The sequence below is a fragment of the Streptomyces sp. NPDC050085 genome, assembly GCF_044460595.1.
Taxonomy (GTDB): Bacteria; Actinomycetota; Actinomycetes; order Streptomycetales; family Streptomycetaceae; genus Streptomyces.
On the sequence record NZ_JBITJZ010000005.1, the window covers coordinates 349307 to 368866 of the forward strand.

Here is a 19560-nt window from a genome sequence, read left to right on the forward strand (position 1 = left end):
ACGTTCTCCCTGCGGGGTGCGCCCTCGGGGCACGGCGCTCTGCCCCGGACCCCGCTCCTCGATCTCCCCCGGCTAACGCCGGGAGGCGCCCCCGGAGGGGCTCGATCGGAACGACCTGAGGCACCGGAGGGCCAGCTCGACCGGTGAACCCGGCCCTGAGGTCGGCGCGTCCGTCGTCGCCCACACCTCCAGCGCGATGCGGATCGCGTCGGTCGCCGCCGCGGCCAGCAACCGGCTCTCCAGGGGATCGGCGTCCGGTCCCGCCAACTGGGCCACCAGTGGGGCCAGTTTCTCCTCGGACTCCTGGTTCACCCGGTACCAGACCGCCCGCAGCGCCGCGTCGTCCTGCGCCGCCCGCAACAACTGCCGCGTCTGGCGAAGCCCCTCCTCCGCCGCGTCGTCCGCCGGGGTCAGCGTCGTCACCGCCGCCGCCTCGAGGGCCGCGGGGAGGTCCGTGCCAGGGCCGGCCTCGGCGAGCAGCTCGCGCCAGCGGTCGCCGCCGGAGGCGAGCAGGGGGCCCACCGCGTCCTGCTTGTTCCGGAAGTACCGGTAGAAGGTGCGCAGGGCGACGCCGGCCCGGGCCGCGATCTCCTCGGCCGTCGTGGCGTCGGGCCCCTTCTCGGTGAACAGCTCGACCGCGGCCCGCGCGATGTCGAGCTGCGTCGCGGCCTTGCGGCGCTCGGTCAGGGAAAGAGGTCGGTTCACGGCACGAAGCGTAGCCCGGCACGCGGGGCCCGGGCGGGAACGGAATGGCACGAATGGCCGTAGTGGCAAAACGTGCCACCTGGGCGTAACGTGAGGAGCACGGGCAACGCCGCCCCGGTATCACCTCAGGGAGACACGACATGAACCGCTACGAAGGACGCCGCGCACTGATCACCGGCGGCGGCTCCGGCATCGGCCAGGCCACGGTGCTGCGCATGCTGGCGGAGGGCGGCACGGTCGTCGCCGCCGACGTCAGCGAGGCGGGTCTCGAGGACACCGTCGCCAAGGCGGGCGCCGCCGCGGACCGACTGACCACCGTCGTCGTGAACATCGCCGACGAGACGTCCGTACGCGAAGGGGTCGCCGCCGCGGTGCGGACGCTCGGCGGCCTCGACGTGCTGGTCAACGCGGCCGGCATCCTGCGCTCCTCGCACACCCACGAGACCGCCCTGTCCGACTTCACCCAGGTCATCGCGGTCAACCTGACCGGCACGTTCCTGATGATCCGCGAGTCGATCCCGGCGCTGCTCGACGGCGACGCGCCCGCCGTCGTCAACTTCAGCTCCACGTCCGCGATGTTCGCCCACCCCTACATGGCGGCGTACGCGGCGAGCAAGGGCGGCATCCAGTCGATGACGCACGCGCTGGCTGCCGAGTACGGCAAGCAGGGCATCCGGTTCACCGCCGTGCAGCCCGGCTCGATCTCCTCCGGCATGACGGACGGCTCCGGCGCGAGCAAGCAGAGCCAGGGCCCCGGGCTGCCGGACGGCACGGACTGGTCCCTGTTCACGAAGCTGACCCCGGCCCTGGGCGAGGGCTTCGCGGGCCCCGAGGCCGTGGCCGGCGTCGTGGCGATGCTCGCGTCCGAGGACGGCAAGTTCATCACGGGCACGGAGGTGCGCATCGACGGCGGGACGCATTACTGAGCCGGGGTGCGCCTTCTCATCTGCGGGGTGACTCCGTCGCGGGCGGGTGCGGGCCGGTGGGGCTTCTCGCGCAGTTCCCCGCACCCCTGAAGCGACGGCTCCGCCGCGCTTCCCCTGGGAGGCATGCGGCTTGCCGCTGCCTTCCTGATGGAGATCGCGCACGACGTGCGCATCTCCAGGGGCGCGGGGAACTGCGCGACCAGCCACGACGGCGCAGCAGTCGCCGACGGACCATCCGCCCCACGGCGATCAGGCGGCACTAAGACGAAACCAGCGCCCCCGTATCCACCGCCGAGGTCGCCGACGCCGCCCTCTCCGCGTCGCCCGACACCTCGTCCACGGTCAGCACATACCCCGTCCCCGAATCCGTCGTCGACCGCGCGAACACCACCCCGTACACCTCACCGGAGGTGGTGAGCAGCGGACCCCCCGAGTTCCCGGGCAGCACGGTCGACCGGATCGAGTAGATCTCGCGCGTCACGTTCCCGGAGCCGTAGATGTTCTGCCCGCCGGCCCTGATCGTGTCGGCGACGGTGGCCGCCTGGAGGTCGAGGCCGCCGTTCTCGGGGTAGCCCGCGACGACCGCCGCGTCGCCGCGGGACGCGCCGTCGTCCAGCTTCAGGGAAGGCGCATCGAGCCCGGGCACGTACAGCACCGCCACGTCCTTGTCCGGGTCGAACAGGACCACCTTCGCCGCGTACGCCCGGCCGATGCCGCCGACCCGGACCGTCGGGTCGTCGATGCCGGCCACCACGTGCGCGTTCGTCATCACGTGCCGGCGCGCGTACACGAAGCCGCTGCCCTCGCGGCCCTGGGTGCCCGAGGCGCCCTCCACCTTCACGGTGCTGCTCGCGGCGGCCCGCGCCGCCGCCGCCGTCACGTTGTCCCCGGACGGCTTGGCGACCTCGGCCGACGGCTCGTTCGCGAACGGGTCGAAGACCTGCGGGAAGCCCGCCGAGGTGAGCGCGCCGGTGGCCCGCGAGAACCAGGCCGGTGTCGACGACGGCATCCTGTCCTGCACCGCGCCGAGGACCGTCGACTCGCGGATCGCCTGGTTCAGGCCCGCCGAGGACGACGCCGCGAGGACACTGCCCGCGACCCATCCGACGACCAGGACCGCGACCGCGCCCGCCGCGGCCCCGCCGACCCCGTCCGCCACCTGCAGCGGCCCCGGCGCCCGGTCCATGCCACCGCGCACCCGCGCCGCGAGCCGCCCGGCCAGGGTGTGCCCGGCGACCGCGGGCAGCAGCACCGTGAGCACGGCGACGACCGTGGCCGACGACGTGCCGGGCGTGAAGCCCTTCATGACGAACGGCAGCAGCCATACGCCGATGACGGCGCCGCCGACGAACCCGGCCAGCGAGACGCAGCCCGTCAGCAGGCCGCGCCGGTAGCCGGACACGGCGTAGGCGAGGGCCAGCACGACGAGCAGGACGTCGACGATGTGTATGTGCAGGTCCATATCGGGAACAAACGCTCGCGAAGCCCCAGGTGGTTCCGCCATCCGGCCCAAAGTGGCCGACCGCACAGCGCGGGGCGGGCGGAGAGTGGGAGGCGTGCGTGTCGAACGCGTCGGACGTGCCGCCAAAGCGGCGCTGTGCTGTCTGCCCGGGGCCCTGGCCCTCGGGCTGCTCGTGCTGTGCGCCGTCGCGATCGACCGGCCCGCACCGGCCGACTCGCCGCGGGCCGCCGGCGTGATGCCCGCCGCTGCCGTCCCGGTGCGCCGCGCGGCCGCCGGAGCGCACACCGCGAGCGCACCGCGCATCGTGCCGCGCACCGAGTGGCTGGCGGACACGGACACCTACCACCGCGACCCGATCCGCTACGCCGACCGCGTCGACGCGGTCTTCGTCCACCACACCGATTCACCGAACGGGTACGACTGCGCCGACGTGCCGCGCATCATCCGCACCCTGTACGCGGGCCAGGCCGGCGGCCGGGAGTGGGACGACATCGGCTACAACTTCCTCGTCGACCGCTGCGGCACCGTCTACGAGGGCCGGGCGGGCGGCGTCGAGCGGCCCGTCGTCGGCGCCCACACCCAGGGGTTCAACCAGAACACCGCCGGGATCGCCGCGATCGGCACCTACACGCAGGGCACGCCGGTGCCGCGCGCGATGACCGACGCGATCGCCGCCGTGGCCGCCTGGAAGCTGGGGCTCACCGGAGTCGACCCGCGCGCGGTGGTGCAGCTGGTGTCCAGCAACAGCCACAGCCGCTTCGAGGCGGGCAGCACGGCCGCCTTCCGCGCGGTCTCCGGGCACCGCGACGGCTACGAGACCTTCTGCCCGGGCCTGGCCCTGATGGCCGAGCTGCCCGCGATCCGCGACCGCGCGGCCCGTCTCCAAGGACGTACCTGAATCCACCCGTCTCCAAGGACGTACCTGAATCCAAGGGTCAAGAGCGAAGGCTCACGCCGGTTTCAGCGTGCCGCCGCCGCTCAGCCGGTACGTCTTCCCGCCCAGACCGGGGCTGGACTCCTCGTCGTACGTGACCTTGTGCCCGTTCCCGTCGATCGCGTCGGCGACGTCGACCCCCGGGCCGAGCTCCAGGCCCCGCAGCGTCGAGTCCCCGGCCACCGACCACTTCGTACCGGCACCGAGCTTCATCGACGCCCCCGTCACCGTGCCGTCCAGCGTCGTCGAACCGCTCAGGTCGAGCACCGCGGACCCGTCGGGGACGAGCACGTCGCCCTTCAGCTTCTCGTCGTCCGCGGAGAACGTCGCCGCCCCCTCGTCACGGACCCGCAGCAGCACCCCGCCCTTCGTCGTCAGCTCCGCGCCGCCCGTCAACTTCACGTCGGCCGTGGCCTGTTGGACCGAGAAGAGATCGCCCTCCGCCGCCTGGACCGAGCCGCCCGACATCGCGAACGAGGCAGCTCCGTCGCCCCGCAGCACGACGCCGCCCGCGGCGGCCGACGCCCGGACGTCCTTCAGGGACAGGGAGCCGCCGGGCTCCACGGTGAACGCCTCCGAGTTCGCGAGGTCGAACAGCGTCCCCGTCACCGAGACGTCCCCGGTGGTCTGTACCCCGGGGGAGCCGCAGCCCGCCGACGTCATCGTGCCGCCGTGCACCGTGACCCGGCCGCCGCCGGGGCCGGTCGCGACCGGCGCGGCCTGGGCGCCGGCCGTGTCGATCTCCACGTACGCCAGGGCGAGTTCGGCCCCGTAGGACGCCATCACGCCGTGCGCGGAGGTGCCCTTGGCGCTGATGCCGCTCGCGCTGAGGTCGGCCCGCGCCCCCTCGCCCGCCGCGGACACGGCACTGGCGCCCTTGCCCTCCGTGCTGAACCAGCCACCGGACAACGCCAGTTGACCGCCCTCGCGGGCCAGCAGTGCCGCGTTGAGACCCTGCCCGGCGGACGCGTCGAGGGACGAGGTGTCACCCTTCTTGGTGACGCTCGAGTCCCGCGTCGTCAGCTTCCCGCCCCCGGTCACAAGCACCGCCGACTCATCGCCCGCGGTCGCCTCGTACGGCGTCCTGAACGGCGCTGCCACGTCCTTGCCGTCCACCGTGTACGCGCCCTTCACGTCCGGCACCGAGTCCGCGGGCACGTCGGGCGCGGGCGGATCCGTCACGCAGCGCGCACCGCTCGCCGTCGCCGCGGGGGAGGCCACCGGCGGCGTGGCCGTGGACTCGTCGTCGGAGCAGCCGGACAGCACCGCCAGTGAGCACAGCGTGAGCGGCAGCAGCACGTGGCGCGGGAGTCCCAGGTGTTTCATGGGCTCTACGTTCACACTTCACGGCCCGTCAAGCACATCCGGCACCCCCGGCATCCCCGGAGCTTTCGGGGCATCCGGGGCGAACAGCAGCAGCGTCAGATCGTCCTGCACCGTCCCCGCGAACCGCACCACGTCCCGCCACACCGCGTCCGTCAGCGCCGCCGGATCCGCGCAGTCGTAGCCCGGCAGCCGCTCCACCAGCGGATAGAACGTGCCCGTCGCGTCCCGCGCCTCCGTCACCCCGTCCGTCAGCGCGAGCAGCCGGTCCCCGCCGCGCAGGGCGACCGTCAGCCGCTCGGGCGGCGCGAGCCCCGCGATGCCGAGGCCCAGCGGCGCCCCGGACGGCACCTCCAGCTCGCGCACCGTGCCGTCGCGCAGCAGCAGCGGATGCGGATGCCCGCAGCTGACGACCCGTACGACGGGGGAGTCGTCGGGGAATTCAAGGAGCACCGCCGTCGCGAACAGCTCCGCGTGCTCGTCCTGCGCCGCGTCCACCACGAGCCGCCGGTCGAGCCGCGCCGCGACCCCCTCCAGATCCGGCTGGTCGAGCACCGCCTCCCGGAACGCGCCGAGCAGCCCCGCCACCGTCCCCACCGCCGACAGACCGTGCCCCTGTACGTCGCCGACGACCGCCCGCACCCCGTGCGGCCCGCGCCGTACGTCGAAGAAGTCGCCGCCGACGAGCGCCTCGCGCTGCGCCGCCCGGTACAGGCCCGCACAGCGCACCGCCCCCACCCGTTCCGGCAGCGGCGGCAGCACCGCGAACTGGGCGGCCTCCGCGACCGTACGCACCGTGACCAGCTGCTCGTCGCGCCGGCTGCGCACCCACGCGATCAGCACGCTCAGGACCGACACGAACGCGACGGTCAGTACGTCACCGTCGCCCGGGCGCCCGAAGCCCGTCGACGGCACCGCGAGGAGGAGGACGATGACGCCGCCCATCAGCGCCGTCGCCGCGGGCCCGTACGACAGGGCGGCCAGCGGCGGAATCGCGCCGAGCAGAAATCCGAGGTCCAGGTCCTCGTCCGTGACGGCCTGCAGCACGATCAGGCCGACGAGCAGCGCGACCGGCAGCCAGCGCACCCAGCGCGGCGGCGGCGCCCCGCGCAGCCAGGCACGCTCCGCCCCGTCACGACGGCGCGCCACGGGCCAGGTCATGCCGGGATGCTCCCTTCGGGACGGTCGTCCGCACCCATTCACCCTGCTACGACTCGCGACCCGCCGCACTCCCGCAGGCCATGGCCCTACAGCGGCTGCCCCATGAAGACGTCGTCCACGTACTCCCCGTCGAGCAGGAACTCCCCGGGCAGCACGCCCTCGACGACGAAGCCCTCGGCCTCGTACAGCCTGCGGGCCGGAGCGTTGTGCCCGAGCACCCGCAGTGCGATCCGCCGCGCACCCTGGCGCCGTGCCTCCTCGACGGCGGCCCGCACCAGGATCCGGCCGACGCCACGGCCGCGCGCCGCGTCGGCGACGGCGAGGCCCTGGATCTGCCGCACGTGCGCGTTCGACGGCAGCGGGGTGGGGCGGCCGAGCCGCACGAACCCCACGACGCGGCCGTCGACCTCGGCGACCAGATGGTCGCGCGGGCCGAACCGCTCGGTGAAGAACGGCGCGTCCTCCTCCAGCGGCTTCACCGCGTGCAGGTGCGACCAGGTGTCCCGGTCGAGGCGGCCGAGCGCCTCCTCGTCCTCCGGTACGGCGAAACGTGTGCGGGGCGGCGTGACAGACATGCGCGTCACTGTACGACCGAGAGGCAGGATGGAGGCATGACACGTATCGCGGTGGCAGGTGCCTCCGGGCTCATCGGCTCGGCTCTCGTCCGTTCCCTGACCGCAGACGGCCACGACGTGCTGCGCCTGGTGCGCCGTGCCCCGCGGGCGGCGGACGAGATCCGCTGGGACCCCCGGGGCGGACAGGTCGACGCGGCCGGTCTCGACGGCTGCGAGGCGATCGTCAACCTCGCCGGGGCCGGGGTCGGCGACCACCGGTGGACGGCGGCGTACAAGCGGGAGATCCACGACAGCCGGGTCCTCGGCACGACGGTCCTCGCGGAGGCGGCCGCCTCCCTCGACACCCCGCCCCGCGTCTTCCTCAACGGCAGCGCGATCGGCTACTACGGCGACACGGGCGCCCGCGCGGTCGACGAGTCCGCCCCGGCGGGCGAGGGCTTCCTGCCCTCCCTGTGCGTGGAGTGGGAGGCCGCCACGGCCCCCGCCCACCAGGCCGGCATCCGCACGGTCCTGGCCCGCACCGGCCTGGTCGTGGCCCGCGGCGGCGGCGCCTGGGCCAAGCTGTTCCCCCTCTTCAAGGCGGGGCTCGGCGGACGCATGGGCGACGGCAGCCAGTACTGGTCGTACATCGCGCTGCACGACCACGTGGCGGCGCTGCGGCACCTTCTGGACGCGGACGCCCTCTCCGGGCCGGTGAACCTGACCGCGCCGCACCCGGCGACGAATCGTGAGGTCGCCACCGCGATGGGCCGGGTCCTGCACCGCCCGGCGCTGCTACCCGTCCCGGCGCCGGTGCTCCGCGTGGTGCTGGGGGAGATGGCCGGGGACGTCCTGGGCTCGACCCGGGCGGTACCCAGCCGCCTGCTGGAATCAGGCTTCGACTTCGCGTTCCCGGGGTTGGAGGAGGCCATTGGGGCCGCGTGATCCGCGCCCCTTCAGGGGCGCGGGGAACTGCGCGAGAAGCCCCACCGGCCCGCACCCGGCGGCCAGGCCGTCGAAGCTACGGCGCCTGGCCGAACCGCTCGGTCAACCGGGGATACAGCCGCGCCAACACCGCCGCGTCCTCGAAATCCACCGGCGACCCCTCCGGCTCGGCAGGGGCGGGAGGAATACCCAGGTCGGCCGCGACCGCCCCGGTCAACTCCTCGTACGCCTCGTCCGCCGCGTACCCCAGCTCCTCCCCGTCCCCGTCGACCTCGTCGTCGAACTCGCGGAGCGACTCCGCCAGGGAGTCCGGGTCGTGCAGCGCCCCCTCGAACACCTCGCGCCCCTGCCCGATCAGCCAGCACCGGAAGAAGTCGAAGGCGTCGTCACTGGCCCCGCCGAGGAGCACCCACGCGGCACCCCACAGGTCCCAGCGGTAGGCCCGGTTGTACCGGACCTCGAAGTGCCGGGCGAAGTCGAGCACCGACTCGGGGTCGCGCTGCAGCAGTCTGTCGACGAGCAGCTCGGCGTGGTCCTCGGGGTCGCCCTCGGCGGCCTCGCGGGTGCTGTCCACGATCTCCCAGAACTCGGTCTCGTCCATCACGGGACAAGCATCGGCCCTCGACCCAGGGGGCGCACGCCGAGCGCAAGAGGAACGCCACTTCGTTACGCATGCACATGCCCAAGGCACCCGGCGCACGGCACACGCCCGTGCCCGGCGGCTACCCGTACCACTCGCCCATCCGCCGCACCGCCCGCGCGAACCGCTCCCGCAACGCCGGCGGAGCCACCACCTCCACCTCCGGGCCGAGCGCCATGAGCTGGGTGAAGGCGACCTCCTCCGACTCGATCGGCAGGGTCACGGTCACCCGCCCGTCCGGATCCGCCGCGCCCGCCGCCTCCAGCGCCTCCCGCGCGGCCCCGCGATCCATGGCGTACGGCAGCCGCCGGGCGCCGTCGGGCGTCAGCCGTATGACCGCCTCGGCCCGCAGGATCGCCCGCGCGAACTGCGCCGCCCGCTCCTCCCAGAAGCCGGGCAGGTCGAACTCCTCGTCCCGTACGAAGTGTTGGGCAGCACTCCCGGGGTCGGACCGGACCGACGTGAACCGGTCGATGCGGTACACCCGGAAGCCCCGCTCGCGCACCCGGGCCGCCAAATACCAGACGCCTGCCTTGAGCACGAGCCCGTGCGGCTCCAACTCCCGCTCCACGATGGCGTCCTGACGCTGATACGCGACCCGCACCACCCGGTCGTCCCACACCGCCTCGGCGATCACCGGCAGCAACTCGGGCGTCTCGGGCTCCTGGAACCAGCCCGGCGCGTCCAGGTGGAAGCGCTGCGCCGCCGTCCGCGACGCGTCCGCCAGCGAGGGCAGCAGCGCCGCCGACACCTTCAGGCGGGCCGCCGACGCCGCGTCGTCCAGGCCCATCTCGCGCAGCGCACCCGGCACCCCGGACAGGAACAGCGCCTCGGCCTCGCCGCGCGCGAGTCCCGTCAGACGGGTGCGGTAGCCGCCGATCAGCCGGTAGCCACCGGCCCGGCCGCGGTCCGCGTACACCGGGACGCCCGCCTCGCTCAGCGCCTGCGCGTCCCGCGTCACCGTCCGCTCGGACACCTCGAGTTCACGCGCCAGCTCGGCCGCGGTCATCGACGGCCGGGACTGGAGCAACAGCACCATCTTGATCAGGCGGGCAGCACGCATGCCGCCATCATGCCGCCCGGGTACGACAATGCCCCCGCCGTCACCGGCGGGGGCAAGGTCACCTGCGTACGAGAGCCTTACAGGCCGTAGCGCTCGCGCGCCTCCTTCACGGCCGTCGCCTTGACCTCGCCGCGGCGGGCGAGCTGGGCGAGGGCCGCGACGACGATCGACTCCGCGTCGACGCCGAAGTGACGGCGCGCGTCCTCACGGGTGTCGGAGAGGCCGAAGCCGTCCGCGCCCAGCGAGGTGTAGTCCTGCTCGACCCACTGCGCGATCTGGTCGGGGACCTGGCGCATGTAGTCGGAGACGGCCAGGACCGGGCCCTGCGCACCGGCGAGCGCCTGGCGGACGTACGGGGTCCGCTCCTCGCCGCGCAGCAGCGCCTCGTCGGCGTCGAGCGCGTCGCGGCGCAGCTCGGTCCAGGAGGTGGCCGACCACACGTCGGCGGCGACGCCCCACTCCTCGGCGAGCAGCTGCTGCGCCTTGAGGGTCCAGTGGATGGCCGTACCGGAACCGATGAGGTTGATGCGCGGGGCGTTCGCCGCCGCCACGTTCAGACCCGCGGTCTCCGCCGTGTTGAAGCGGTACAGGCCCTTGATGATCGCCTCGTCGAGGCCGTCGACCGCGGGCTTCGCGGGCTGCGGCATCGGCTCGTTGTAGACGGTCAGGTAGTAGAAGACGTCCTTGTCTTCTTGTCCTGCGGACTCGCCCGGCTTGGCCTCGCCGTACATACGGCGCAGGCCTTCCTTCATGATCGTGGCGATCTCGTAGGCGAAGGCCGGGTCGTACGACAGGGCGGCCGGGTTGGTCGCCGCGATCATCGGCGAGTGGCCGTCCGCGTGCTGCAGACCCTCACCCGTCAGCGTCGTGCGACCGGCGGTGGCGCCGATGACGAAGCCGCGGCCCATCTGGTCGGCGAGCTGCCAGAACTGGTCGCCCGTGCGCTGCCAGCCGAACATCGAGTAGAAGATGTACAGCGGGATCATCTGCTCGCCGTGCGTCGAGTACGACGTGGCGGCGGCGATGAAGTCGGCGAGCGCGCCGGCCTCGTTGATCCCCTCGTTGAGGATCTGGCCAGACTGAGATTCCTTGTAGTACATGAGCTGGTCGCGGTCGACCGGGTCGTACGTCTGGCCCTTGGGCGAGTACAGACCGAGCGACGGGAACAGCGACTCCATGCCGAAGGTGCGCGCCTCGTCGGGGATGATCGGCACCCAGCGCTTGCCGGACGTCTTGTCCCGTACGAGGTCCTTCAGGAGCCGTACGAGCGCCATCGTCGAGGCGACGGACTGCGAGCCGGAACCCTTGTCGAACGAGGCGAACGCCTTGTCGGCGGGGGCGGGCAGCGGCGCCAGCGGCTGCGTGCGGCGGGCCGGGGCCGGACCGCCGAGGGCGGCACGACGCTCGGCGAGGTAGCGCAGCTCGGGCGAGCCCTCGGCGGGACGCGCGTACGGAACGACGCCGTCCTCGAAGCGGCTGTCCGGGATCGGCAGGTCAAGGAGGTCACGCATCCCCTTGAACTCGTCGATCGTCAGCTTCTTCATCTGGTGGTTGGCGTTCTTGGACTCGAAGCCCTTGCCGAGCGTGAAGCCCTTGACGGTCTGGGTGAGGATGACCGTCGGGGCGCCCTTGTGCTCGACCGCCGCCTTGTACGCCGCGTACACCTTGCGGGGCTCGTGGCCGCCGCGGGAGACGTGGAAGCACTCGGAGATCTTGTCGTCGGACAGGACCTTCGCGAGCTCGATCAGCGCCGGGCTCGTACCGAAGAAGTTCTCGCGGATGTAGGCGACGTCGCGCGTCTGGTACGTCTGGAACTGGGCGTCCGGGACCTCACGCAGGCGCTCCAGGAGCGCGCCGGTGGTGTCGAGCTGGAACAGCTCGTCCCACGCGTTGCCCCACATCGACTTGATGACGTTCCAGCCGGAGCCGCGGAACTGCGCCTCCAGCTCCTGCACGACGCGGAAGTTCGGACGGACCGGGCCGTCCAGGCGCTGCAGGTTGCAGTTGATGACGAAGGTCAGGTTGTCGAGACCCTCGCGGGCCGCGAGCGTGAGCGCCGAGGTCGACTCGGGCTCGTCCATCTCGCCGTCGCCGAGGAAGGCCCAGACGTGGGAGTTGGAGGTGTCCTTGATGTTCCGCGCGGTCAGGTAGCGGTTGAACCGCGCCTGGTAGATCGCGGAGAGCGGGCCGAGGCCCATGGACACCGTCGGGAACTCCCACAGCCACGGCAGGCGGCGCGGGTGCGGGTACGACGGCAGGCCGTTGCCCCCGGCCTCGCGGCGGAAGTTGTCCAGCTGCGCCTCGGAGAGGCGGCCGTCGAGGAAGGCGCGGGCGTAGATGCCCGGGGAGGCGTGGCCCTGGATGTACAGCTGGTCGCCGGAGCCGTCGCCCTCCTTCCCGCGGAAGAAGTGGTTGAAGCCGGTCTCGTACAGCCAGGCGGCCGAGGCGAAGGTGGCGATGTGGCCGCCGACGCCGTGCTTCGAGCCGCGGGTCACCATCGCGGCGGCGTTCCACCGGTTGTACGCGGTGATCTTCGCTTCCATCTCCTCGTCACCGGGGAAGTCCGGCTCCGCGGAGGTGGGGATGGTGTTGAGGTAGTCGGTCGACAGCAGCTTGGGCAGCGGCAGGCCGCCGGCCTCGCCGCGCTCCAGCGTGCGTCGCATCAGCTGCGCGGCACGGTGCGGCCCGGCCGCCTGGGTAACGGCGTCCAGGGAGGCCTGCCATTCGGCGGTCTCCTCGGGGTCGCGGTCCGGGAGCTGGTCGAGCTCGCTCGGCTGGATGCGCATGGGGTCGGTCATAGTCGCCGCACGCCTTCCTGAGTCGAAGGGGGTGGGGTGGGGGTGCCCTTTGTCTTTGGCAGGACAGGGCGGGGGTCCCGGTAGGGACCCGTCGGCGACTGTAACTCCCTGATCGATGATCGATCAAAGGGTTGAAGGCCAAAACCTCTTCAGATCGAGAAAGTCGGCACAAGGTGCCAGGGACAGGGGCACTGGGTGCCCCTTTGGCCTGTCCGGAACGAGACGTACGTCACGCCGCATCACGCCACGTCAGGCGCGCGGAGCGCATCCGAGGACGTGCGCCTTCACCAGCTCGGCGATGGCCGGATCACGACGCCGGAAAGCGGCCACGAGATCCGCGTGCTCCTCCGCGTACGACTGCTGCACGGTCCCCAGCCACCGGATGGACAGCGCGGTGAAGACCTCGATGCCCAGGCCCTCCCAGGTGTGCAGCAGCACCGAGTTCCCGGCGGCCCTGACCATCTCCCGGTGGAAGCCCACGGTGTGCCGCACCTGGGCGGTGCCGTCGGCCTCCTGGTCGGCCAGGTACAGCGCCGCGACGTGCGGCTCCAGGGCCGAGCAGTCGTCGGCGAGCTTCTCCGCGGCCAGCTCGGCGGCGATGGCCTCCAGGCCCGCGCGCACCGGGTAGCTCTCCTCCAGATCGGCGGCCGAGAGGTTCCGTACGCGCACGCCCTTGTTCGGCGCGGACTCGATGAGGCGCAGCGACTCCAGCTCGCGCAGCGCCTCGCGCACCGGGGTCTGCGAGACCTCCAGCTCGGTGGCGATCCGGCGCTCCACGATCCGCTCGCCCGGCTTCCAGCGGCCGCTGACGATCCCCTCCACGATGTGCTCGCGGATCTGTTCGCGCAGCGAGTGGATGACGGGCGTGGTCATGGGGGCTCCTCCGGGAGGCCGGGGCATTGACGTCTAGACAATACGGCGGCGCCCCCGTCCGGATGTGCTCCGGGCGGGGGCGCCGCAGGTGAGGCTGGTTACAACCGCAGGGTCTACAGACCCAGTTCGGCCGTGAACTCGCCCGCCTCGAGGATCTGCTTGACCGTCGTCAGGTAGCGGGCGGCGTCCGCGCCGTCCACCAGACGGTGGTCGTAGGAGAGCGTCACGTACGTCATGTCACGGACGGCGATCGTGTCACCGAGCTCCGGGTCGGAGACGACGACCGGGCGCTTGACCGTGGCACCGATGCCCAGGATGGCGACCTGGTTCGGCGGGACGATGACCGTGTCGAAGAGCGCACCGCGCGACCCCGTGTTGGAGATCGTGAAGGTGGCGCCCGACAGGTCGTCCGGGGCGATCTTGTTCGTACGGACCTTGTTCGCCAGCTCGGCGGTCTTCTTGGCGATGCCCGCGATGTTCAGGTCACCGGCGCCCTTGATGACCGGGGTCATCAGGCCCTTCTCCGAGTCGACGGCGATGCCGACGTTCTCGGAGTCGAAGTAGGTGATCGTGCCCTCGTCGTAGTTCAGGCGGGCGTTGATGACCGGGTGGGCCTTCAGCGCCTGGACGGCGGCCTTGACGAAGAACGGCATCGGGGAGAGCTTGACGCCCTCGCGGGCGGCGAAGCCGTCCTTGGCCTTGTTGCGCAGCTTCATCAGCTTGGTGATGTCGACCTCGATGACCGAGGACAGCTGAGCCTGCTCCTGCAGCGCCTTGTGCATGTTGTCCGCGATGGCCTTGCGGATGCGCGGCAGCTTGACCGTCTGACCACGGAGGGGAGAGGCCTCCAGGGTCGGGGCGGCCTTCGAGGCGGCCGGGGCGGCAGCGGCGGCCGGAGCCGGAGCGGCGGCCTTCGCGGCCTCGGCGGCGGCGATGACGTCCTGCTTGCGGATGCGACCGCCGACGCCGGTGCCCTTGACGGAGGCCAGGTTCACGCCGTTCTCGGACGCGAGCTTGCGCACCAGCGGGGTCACGTAGGCGCCGTCGTCCGCCGGGGTGGCGGGGGCGGCGGGCGCGGCCGGAGCAGCCGGGGCGACCGGCGCGGGGGCCGGAGCCGGGGCGGCGGGCTGGGCCGGGGCCGGAGCAGCGGCGGCCGGAGCAGCCGGGGCGGCCGGGGCAGCGGGAGCAGCCGGGGCGGCCGGAGCCGGAGCGGCGGCCGGAGCAGCCGGGGCGGCGGGCGCGGCCGGAGCCGGGGCGGCACCGGGGGCACCGATGACGGCGAGCTTGGCGCCGACCTCGGCGGTCTCGTCCTCGGCGACGACGATCTCGAGGAGAACGCCGGCGACGGGGGAGGGGATCTCGGTGTCGACCTTGTCGGTGGAGACCTCGAGCAGCGGCTCGTCCTCCGCGACCTCCTCGCCGACCTCCTTCAGCCAGCGGGTGACGGTGCCCTCGGTGACGGACTCGCCCAGCGCGGGGAGGGTCACGTCGGTGCCGGAGGCGCCACCGGCCGGAGCGGCGGGAGCGGCGGGAGCGGCGGGGGCAGCCGGGGCCTCGGCGGCGGGCGCCGGAGCGGCGGCCGGCTCGGCGGCCGGGGCGGCAGCGGGGGCCGGGGCGCCCGTGCCGTCGTCGATGACGGCCAGCTCGGCGCCGACCTCCACCGTCTCGTCCTCGGCGACCTTGATGGAGGCCAGGATGCCGGCGGCGGGCGAGGGGATCTCGGTGTCGACCTTGTCGGTCGACACCTCCAGCAGCGGCTCGTCGACCTCGACGCGCTCGCCCTCGGCCTTCAGCCAGCGGGTGACAGTGCCCTCGGTGACGCTCTCACCGAGCGCCGGAAGGGATACGGAAACCGCCATGGTTTCTGTTGCTCCTTACGAATACGCAACTACGGGTGCCGCAGTGCGGAAGTCTGTGGTCGGTCGGTAGGTCGTCGCGCCCAGTTGCGACGACGCAGGGGCGAGGGCTAGTCGTGCGAGTGCAGCGGCTTGCCCGCGAGGGCCAGGTGGGCCTCGCCCATCGCCTCGTTCTGCGTCGGGTGGGCGTGGATGAGCTGGGCGACCTCGGCGGGCAGCGCTTCCCAGTTGTAGATCAGCTGGGCCTCGCCGACCTGCTCGCCCATCCGGTCGCCGACCATGTGGACGCCGACCACGGCACCGTCCTTGACCTGGACGAGCTTGATCTCGCCCGCGGTCTTGAGGATCTTGGACTTGCCGTTGCCCGCAAGGTTGTACTTGAGGGCGACGACCTTGTCCGCGCCGTAGATCTCCTTGGCCTTGGCCTCGGTGATGCCGACGGAGGCGACCTCCGGGTGGCAGTACGTCACCTTCGGCACACCGTCGTAGTCGATCGGGACGGTCTTGAGACCGGCCAGACGCTCCGCCACCAGGATGCCCTCGGCGAAGCCGACGTGCGCGAGCTGGAGGGTCGGGACGAGGTCACCGACGGCCGAGATGGTCGGCACGTTGGTCTGCATGTACTCGTCGACCAGGACGTAGCCGCGGTCCATCGCGACGCCCTGCTCCTCGTAGCCCAGGCCCTGGGAGACCGGGCCGCGGCCGATCGCGACGAGGAGGACCTCGGCGTCGAACGTCTTGCCGTCGGCCAGGGTCACGCGGACGCCGTCCTGCGTGTACTCGGCGGACTGGAAGAAGGTGCCGAGGTTGAACTTGATGCCGCGCTTGCGGAACGCGCGCTCAAGAAGCTTGGAGCTGTTCTCGTCCTCGACCGGCACGAGGTGCTTGAGGCCCTCGATGACGGTGACGTCGGTGCCGAAGGACTTCCACGCGGAGGCGAACTCGACGCCGATGACGCCGCCGCCCAGGATGATCGCGGACTGCGGGACGCGGTCCAGCTTCAGCGCGTGGTCCGAGGAGATGATGCGGTTGCCGTCGATCTCCAGGCCCGGCAGCGACTTCGGCACGGAGCCGGTCGCGAGGAGCACGTGGCGGCCCTGGATGCGCTGGCCGTTCACGTCGACGGAGGTCGGGGAGGAGAGCTTGCCCTCACCCTCGATGTACGTCACCTTGCGGGAGGCGATCAGCCCCTGCAGGCCCTTGTACAGGCCGGAGATGACGTCGTCCTTGTACTTGTGGACGGCCGCCATGTCGATGCCCTCGAAGGTGGCCTTGACGCCGAACTGGTCGGCCTCGCGCGCCTGGTCGGCGATCTCGCCGGCGTGCAGCAGCGCCTTCGTCGGAATGCAGCCGTTGTGCAGGCAGGTGCCGCCGACCTTGCCCTTCTCGATCAGGGCGACGTCCAGGCCCAGCTGCGAGCCGCGCAGGGCCGCGGCGTAACCGCCACTGCCACCGCCGAGGATCACTAGGTCGAAAACGGTGCTGGCGTCGTTCGCCACGTCACGTCCTCCATGCATGTGCGCCGTACGCCGGTCTCCAGTGACCGCGCGGCGGCTGGTGTTCGGCCGCTCGTTCTTCGGCCCTCGGGTGGGGCCCTGTCCTGCCGTCCCCCATCCTCGCACTTGTCGAAGGCATGCGGGACGTCGGGCTGGGGTGTGAGACGGCGGTTACACCAGAAATGGACGCGGCCACAGTGGAGGAACGTACATTTTTCGAGGGGTCTCGGGATTTTTCGTCGAAAGCGAACAGCCCCGGAGTGCGCACCCCGGGGCTGTTCGTCGGTGGATCAGTGGGGCGGTGCCTCAGCCGAGGTCGCCCGCCGCCGTGCGCTCCGCGAGGCGGACCAGCGTACGGACGGCGCTGCCCGTGCCGCCCTTCGGCGTGTAGCCGAACGGGGCGCCCTCGTGGAAGGCCGGGCCCGCGATGTCGAGGTGGGCCCAGGTGATGCCCTCGCCGACGAACTCCTGCAGGAACAGACCGGCGACCAGGCCGCCGCCCATCCGCTCACCCATGTTCGCGATGTCGGCGGTCGGCGAGTCCATGCCCTTGGCGAGGTGGGCCGGGAGCGGCATCGGCCAGGACGGCTCGCCGACCTCCTCGGCGATCTCGTGGATCGACGTACGGAACGCGTCGTCGTTGGCCATGATCCCGTACGTGCGGTTGCCGAGGGCCAGCACCATCGCACCGGTCAGCGTCGCCACGTCGACGATCGCGTCCGGGTTCTCCTCGGAGGCCTTGGCGAGGGCGTCGGCCAGGACCAGGCGGCCTTCGGCGTCCGTGTTCAGGACCTCGACGGTCTTGCCGGAGTACATGCGCAGCACGTCGCCCGGGCGGGTCGCCGAACCGGACGGCATGTTCTCGGCCAGGGCCAGCCAGCCCGTGACGTTCACGTCGAGCTTGAGGCGGGCCGCGGCGACGACGGCGGCGAACACGGCGGCGGCGCCGGCCATGTCGCACTTCATCGTCTCGTTGTGCCCGGCCGGCTTGAGGGAGATGCCGCCCGAGTCGTACGTGATGCCCTTGCCCACGAAGGCCAGGTGCTTCTTCGCCCTGGAGCTCGTGTACGAGAGCTTCACCAGGCGCGGGGTGGCCGCGGAACCGGCGCCGACGCCGAGGATGCCGCCGTAGCCGCCCTTGATGAGCGCCTTCTCGTCGAGCACCTGGATCTTGATCCCGTGCTCCTTGGCCGCGGCCGTGGCGACGGCGGCGAAGGCCTCGGGGTTCAGGTCGTTCGGCGGGGTGTTGATCAGGTCGCGGGCCCGGTTGAGCTCCTCGGCGACCGCGATCGCACGCTCGATCTCCGCCTTGTACGCCTTGTCCCGCGGCTTGCCGCCGAGCAGGGCCGCCTCGGCGAGCGGAGCCTTGCCGTTCTTCTTCGGGTCCTTCGGGGACTCCTTGTACGCGTCGAAGGAGTACGCGCCGAGCAGCACGCCCTCCGCGATCGCGCCCGCGTCCTCGGCGTCCTCCACGGGCAGCGCGAACGCGGCCTTCTTCGCACCGGTCAGGGCGCGCGCGGCGGCACCGGCGGCGCGGCGCAGCACCTCGGTGTCGTACGCCTCGTCCTTCTCCGGCTCACTGCCGAGACCGACCGCCAGCACGACCGGGGCCTTGAAGCCGGAGGGCGCGGGGAGCTTGGTCACCTCGCCCTCGGCACCGGCGGCACCGAGGGTCTCCAGAACGGCGGCCAGCTTGCCGTCGTACGCCTTGTCCACGGCCTCCGCGCCCGGCGCGACGACCAGGCCCCCCTTGTCGGAGGTGTCGCCCTTGGCGACGCCGACGACGATCGCGTCGGCGCGCAGGCCGCCGGCCGCGGAGGTGCTGAGAGTCAGAGCAGTCACGGTGGTGAGGTCCCTCTTTCGTGAAATGGGGTTTGGGTGGGCCCGGGGCGAGCCTACGCCCGTGTTTTGGTGTTCGCCCCGTTGAGGTGCTGTTGCGGGGCTCCGCCCCGGACCCCGCTCCTCAAACGCCGGAGAGGCTGAAAATCACGAGCGTTGCTGTTGCTGCTGTCTCTGCCAGCGCACCGAACACGTCTCCCGTTACCCCGCCGAAGCGGCTCACGCAGCGGCGCAGCAGCAACTCGGCCGCCCCACAAGCGAGTACGACGGCCAGCGCGGCCTGGAGTGACAGCGCTGCTGCCAGGGCCGTGATCGCCGCGGCCGACAGGAGCGCCGCCCCGGGTGACACCGTCTCCGCGACCGCCGCGCCCAGGCCCTCGGGGCGGGCCGCCGGGACGCCCTTGCGGGAGGCGAGGGTCAGGGACAGGCGGGCCGTCACCGCGGAGACCGTTGCCGCGATGGCGCCCCGGGTCCACGAGTCGGCGTACAGCTGCGCCAGGACCGCCACCTGGGCGAGCAGGGACAGGACGAGGGTGACGACGCCGAACGGGCCGATGTCCGACTGCTTCATGATCCGCAGCGCGTCCTCGGCGGGCTTGCCGCTGCCCAGGCCGTCCGCCACGTCCGCGAGTCCGTCGAGGTGCAGGCCCCGGGTCAGCGCGGCCGGGACCGCGACCGAGGCGACCGCGGCGAGCAGCGTGCCCGCGCCGAGGAACGTGAGGGCCCCGCCGAGCGCCGCCGCGCACAGGCCCACGACCAGGCCGGCCAGCGGGGCGCAGAGCATGCCGGTGCGGGCGGCGGCGCGGTCCCAGCGCGTGACGGTGACGGGCAGGACCGTGAGGGTGCCGAAGGCGAAACGTATGCCGTCGGTGAGGGAGGCGCGGGAGTCGGTTGCGGACACCGGGGGAGGTTACCCGGGGCGGACGCGTGGACGGGCTTCTGGACGGGCTTCTGGACGGGCGCGGCCCGTGTGCCGCCTGCAAGA

General features: G+C 72.4%; 16 protein-coding genes. 3 read left to right on the top strand and 13 right to left on the bottom strand.

Annotated elements, in window-relative coordinates; all coding sequences use genetic code 11:
- Positions 1 to 72: 72 nt before the first annotated feature.
- On the bottom strand, positions 73 to 705 hold the full coding sequence (locus ACIBUY_RS21280; RefSeq protein WP_399153335.1) for a TetR family transcriptional regulator: 633 nt from the start codon (positions 703 to 705) through the stop codon (positions 73 to 75).
- 140 nt (positions 706 to 845) lie between these two features.
- Between ACIBUY_RS21280 and ACIBUY_RS21285 the strand changes: the two genes are divergently transcribed.
- Positions 846 to 1631 (top strand): SDR family NAD(P)-dependent oxidoreductase, encoded by a 786-nt coding sequence (locus tag ACIBUY_RS21285; protein WP_399153336.1) that lies wholly within the window; start codon positions 846 to 848, stop codon positions 1629 to 1631.
- Positions 1632 to 1890: 259 nt separating this feature from the next.
- Here the strand turns inward: ACIBUY_RS21285 and ACIBUY_RS21290 are convergent, their stop codons facing one another.
- Complete coding sequence (locus ACIBUY_RS21290) at positions 1891 to 3093, bottom strand: MarP family serine protease (RefSeq protein WP_399153337.1); 1203 nt, start codon at positions 3091 to 3093, stop codon at positions 1891 to 1893.
- Between ACIBUY_RS21290 and ACIBUY_RS21295 the strand changes: the two genes are divergently transcribed.
- Positions 3080 to 3991, top strand: a complete 912-nt coding sequence (locus ACIBUY_RS21295) for a peptidoglycan recognition protein (RefSeq protein ID WP_399153338.1) — start codon at positions 3080 to 3082, stop codon at positions 3989 to 3991. The two genes, ACIBUY_RS21290 and ACIBUY_RS21295, sit on opposite strands and share 14 nt — an antisense overlap.
- A gap of 51 nt (positions 3992 to 4042) precedes the next feature.
- On the opposite strand, the gene ACIBUY_RS21300 is transcribed toward ACIBUY_RS21295, so the two are convergent.
- From ACIBUY_RS21300 to ACIBUY_RS21310, 3 genes are all read right to left on the bottom strand, one after another.
- Entirely contained in the window at positions 4043 to 5353 is a 1311-nt protein-coding gene (locus ACIBUY_RS21300; RefSeq protein WP_365561879.1) for a hypothetical protein, read from the bottom strand.
- A gap of 18 nt (positions 5354 to 5371) precedes the next feature.
- Entirely contained in the window at positions 5372 to 6511 is a 1140-nt protein-coding gene (locus ACIBUY_RS21305) for a PP2C family protein-serine/threonine phosphatase (RefSeq protein WP_365561881.1), read from the bottom strand.
- 86 nt (positions 6512 to 6597) lie between these two features.
- Positions 6598 to 7086, bottom strand: coding sequence for a GNAT family N-acetyltransferase (locus ACIBUY_RS21310; RefSeq protein ID WP_365561884.1), 489 nt, complete (start codon positions 7084 to 7086; stop codon positions 6598 to 6600).
- A gap of 36 nt (positions 7087 to 7122) precedes the next feature.
- Between ACIBUY_RS21310 and ACIBUY_RS21315 the strand changes: the two genes are divergently transcribed.
- A complete protein-coding gene (locus tag ACIBUY_RS21315) occupies positions 7123 to 8010 on the top strand; it encodes a TIGR01777 family oxidoreductase (protein WP_399153339.1) in 888 nt (295 codons plus the stop codon).
- Between the two features lie 76 nt (positions 8011 to 8086).
- Here ACIBUY_RS21315 and ACIBUY_RS21320 read toward each other — a convergent pair whose 3' ends face one another.
- From ACIBUY_RS21320 to ACIBUY_RS21355, 8 genes are all read right to left on the bottom strand, one after another.
- The gene (locus ACIBUY_RS21320; protein WP_399153493.1) at positions 8087 to 8611 is read right to left on the bottom strand and encodes a DUF4240 domain-containing protein; all 525 of its coding nucleotides are present in this window, start codon (positions 8609 to 8611) and stop codon (positions 8087 to 8089) included.
- A gap of 121 nt (positions 8612 to 8732) precedes the next feature.
- Positions 8733 to 9713, bottom strand: a complete 981-nt coding sequence (locus ACIBUY_RS21325) for a helix-turn-helix transcriptional regulator (protein WP_399153340.1) — start codon at positions 9711 to 9713, stop codon at positions 8733 to 8735.
- Between the two features lie 77 nt (positions 9714 to 9790).
- On the bottom strand, positions 9791 to 12511 hold the full coding sequence (aceE, locus tag ACIBUY_RS21330) for a pyruvate dehydrogenase (acetyl-transferring), homodimeric type (protein WP_399153341.1): 2721 nt from the start codon (positions 12509 to 12511) through the stop codon (positions 9791 to 9793).
- A 249-nt stretch (positions 12512 to 12760) separates the two neighbouring features.
- Positions 12761 to 13384, bottom strand: a complete 624-nt coding sequence (locus tag ACIBUY_RS21335) for a GntR family transcriptional regulator (protein ID WP_365561893.1) — start codon at positions 13382 to 13384, stop codon at positions 12761 to 12763.
- 113 nt (positions 13385 to 13497) lie between these two features.
- On the bottom strand, positions 13498 to 15243 hold the full coding sequence (sucB, locus tag ACIBUY_RS21340; protein ID WP_365561896.1) for a 2-oxoglutarate dehydrogenase, E2 component, dihydrolipoamide succinyltransferase: 1746 nt from the start codon (positions 15241 to 15243) through the stop codon (positions 13498 to 13500).
- A 107-nt stretch (positions 15244 to 15350) separates the two neighbouring features.
- Positions 15351 to 16739 (bottom strand): dihydrolipoyl dehydrogenase, encoded by a 1389-nt coding sequence (lpdA, locus tag ACIBUY_RS21345; protein ID WP_365561898.1) that lies wholly within the window; start codon positions 16737 to 16739, stop codon positions 15351 to 15353.
- 303 nt (positions 16740 to 17042) lie between these two features.
- Entirely contained in the window at positions 17043 to 18578 is a 1536-nt protein-coding gene (locus ACIBUY_RS21350; protein WP_365561900.1) for a leucyl aminopeptidase, read from the bottom strand.
- Positions 18579 to 18699: 121 nt separating this feature from the next.
- Positions 18700 to 19476, bottom strand: a complete 777-nt coding sequence (locus ACIBUY_RS21355) for an adenosylcobinamide-GDP ribazoletransferase (protein ID WP_399153342.1) — start codon at positions 19474 to 19476, stop codon at positions 18700 to 18702.
- Positions 19477 to 19560: the final 84 nt, after the last annotated feature.

Coding starts and splice junctions, on each gene's coding strand:
- ACIBUY_RS21315 (WP_399153339.1), top strand. CDS start 7,123: ATGACACGTATCGCGGTGGCAGGTGCCTCCGGGCTCATCGGCTCGGCT.
- ACIBUY_RS21290 (WP_399153337.1), bottom strand. CDS start 3,093: ATGGACCTGCACATACACATCGTCGACGTCCTGCTCGTCGTGCTGGCC.
- ACIBUY_RS21320 (WP_399153493.1), bottom strand. CDS start 8,611: ATGGACGAGACCGAGTTCTGGGAGATCGTGGACAGCACCCGCGAGGCC.
- ACIBUY_RS21305 (WP_365561881.1), bottom strand. CDS start 6,511: ATGACCTGGCCCGTGGCGCGCCGTCGTGACGGGGCGGAGCGTGCCTGG.
- ACIBUY_RS21300 (WP_365561879.1), bottom strand. CDS start 5,353: ATGAAACACCTGGGACTCCCGCGCCACGTGCTGCTGCCGCTCACGCTG.
- ACIBUY_RS21295 (WP_399153338.1), top strand. CDS start 3,080: ATGTGCAGGTCCATATCGGGAACAAACGCTCGCGAAGCCCCAGGTGGT.
- ACIBUY_RS21335 (WP_365561893.1), bottom strand. CDS start 13,384: ATGACCACGCCCGTCATCCACTCGCTGCGCGAACAGATCCGCGAGCAC.
- ACIBUY_RS21285 (WP_399153336.1), top strand. CDS start 846: ATGAACCGCTACGAAGGACGCCGCGCACTGATCACCGGCGGCGGCTCC.
- sucB (WP_365561896.1), bottom strand. CDS start 15,243: ATGGCGGTTTCCGTATCCCTTCCGGCGCTCGGTGAGAGCGTCACCGAG.
- aceE (WP_399153341.1), bottom strand. CDS start 12,511: ATGACCGACCCCATGCGCATCCAGCCGAGCGAGCTCGACCAGCTCCCG.
- ACIBUY_RS21310 (WP_365561884.1), bottom strand. CDS start 7,086: ATGTCTGTCACGCCGCCCCGCACACGTTTCGCCGTACCGGAGGACGAG.
- ACIBUY_RS21325 (WP_399153340.1), bottom strand. CDS start 9,713: ATGCGTGCTGCCCGCCTGATCAAGATGGTGCTGTTGCTCCAGTCCCGG.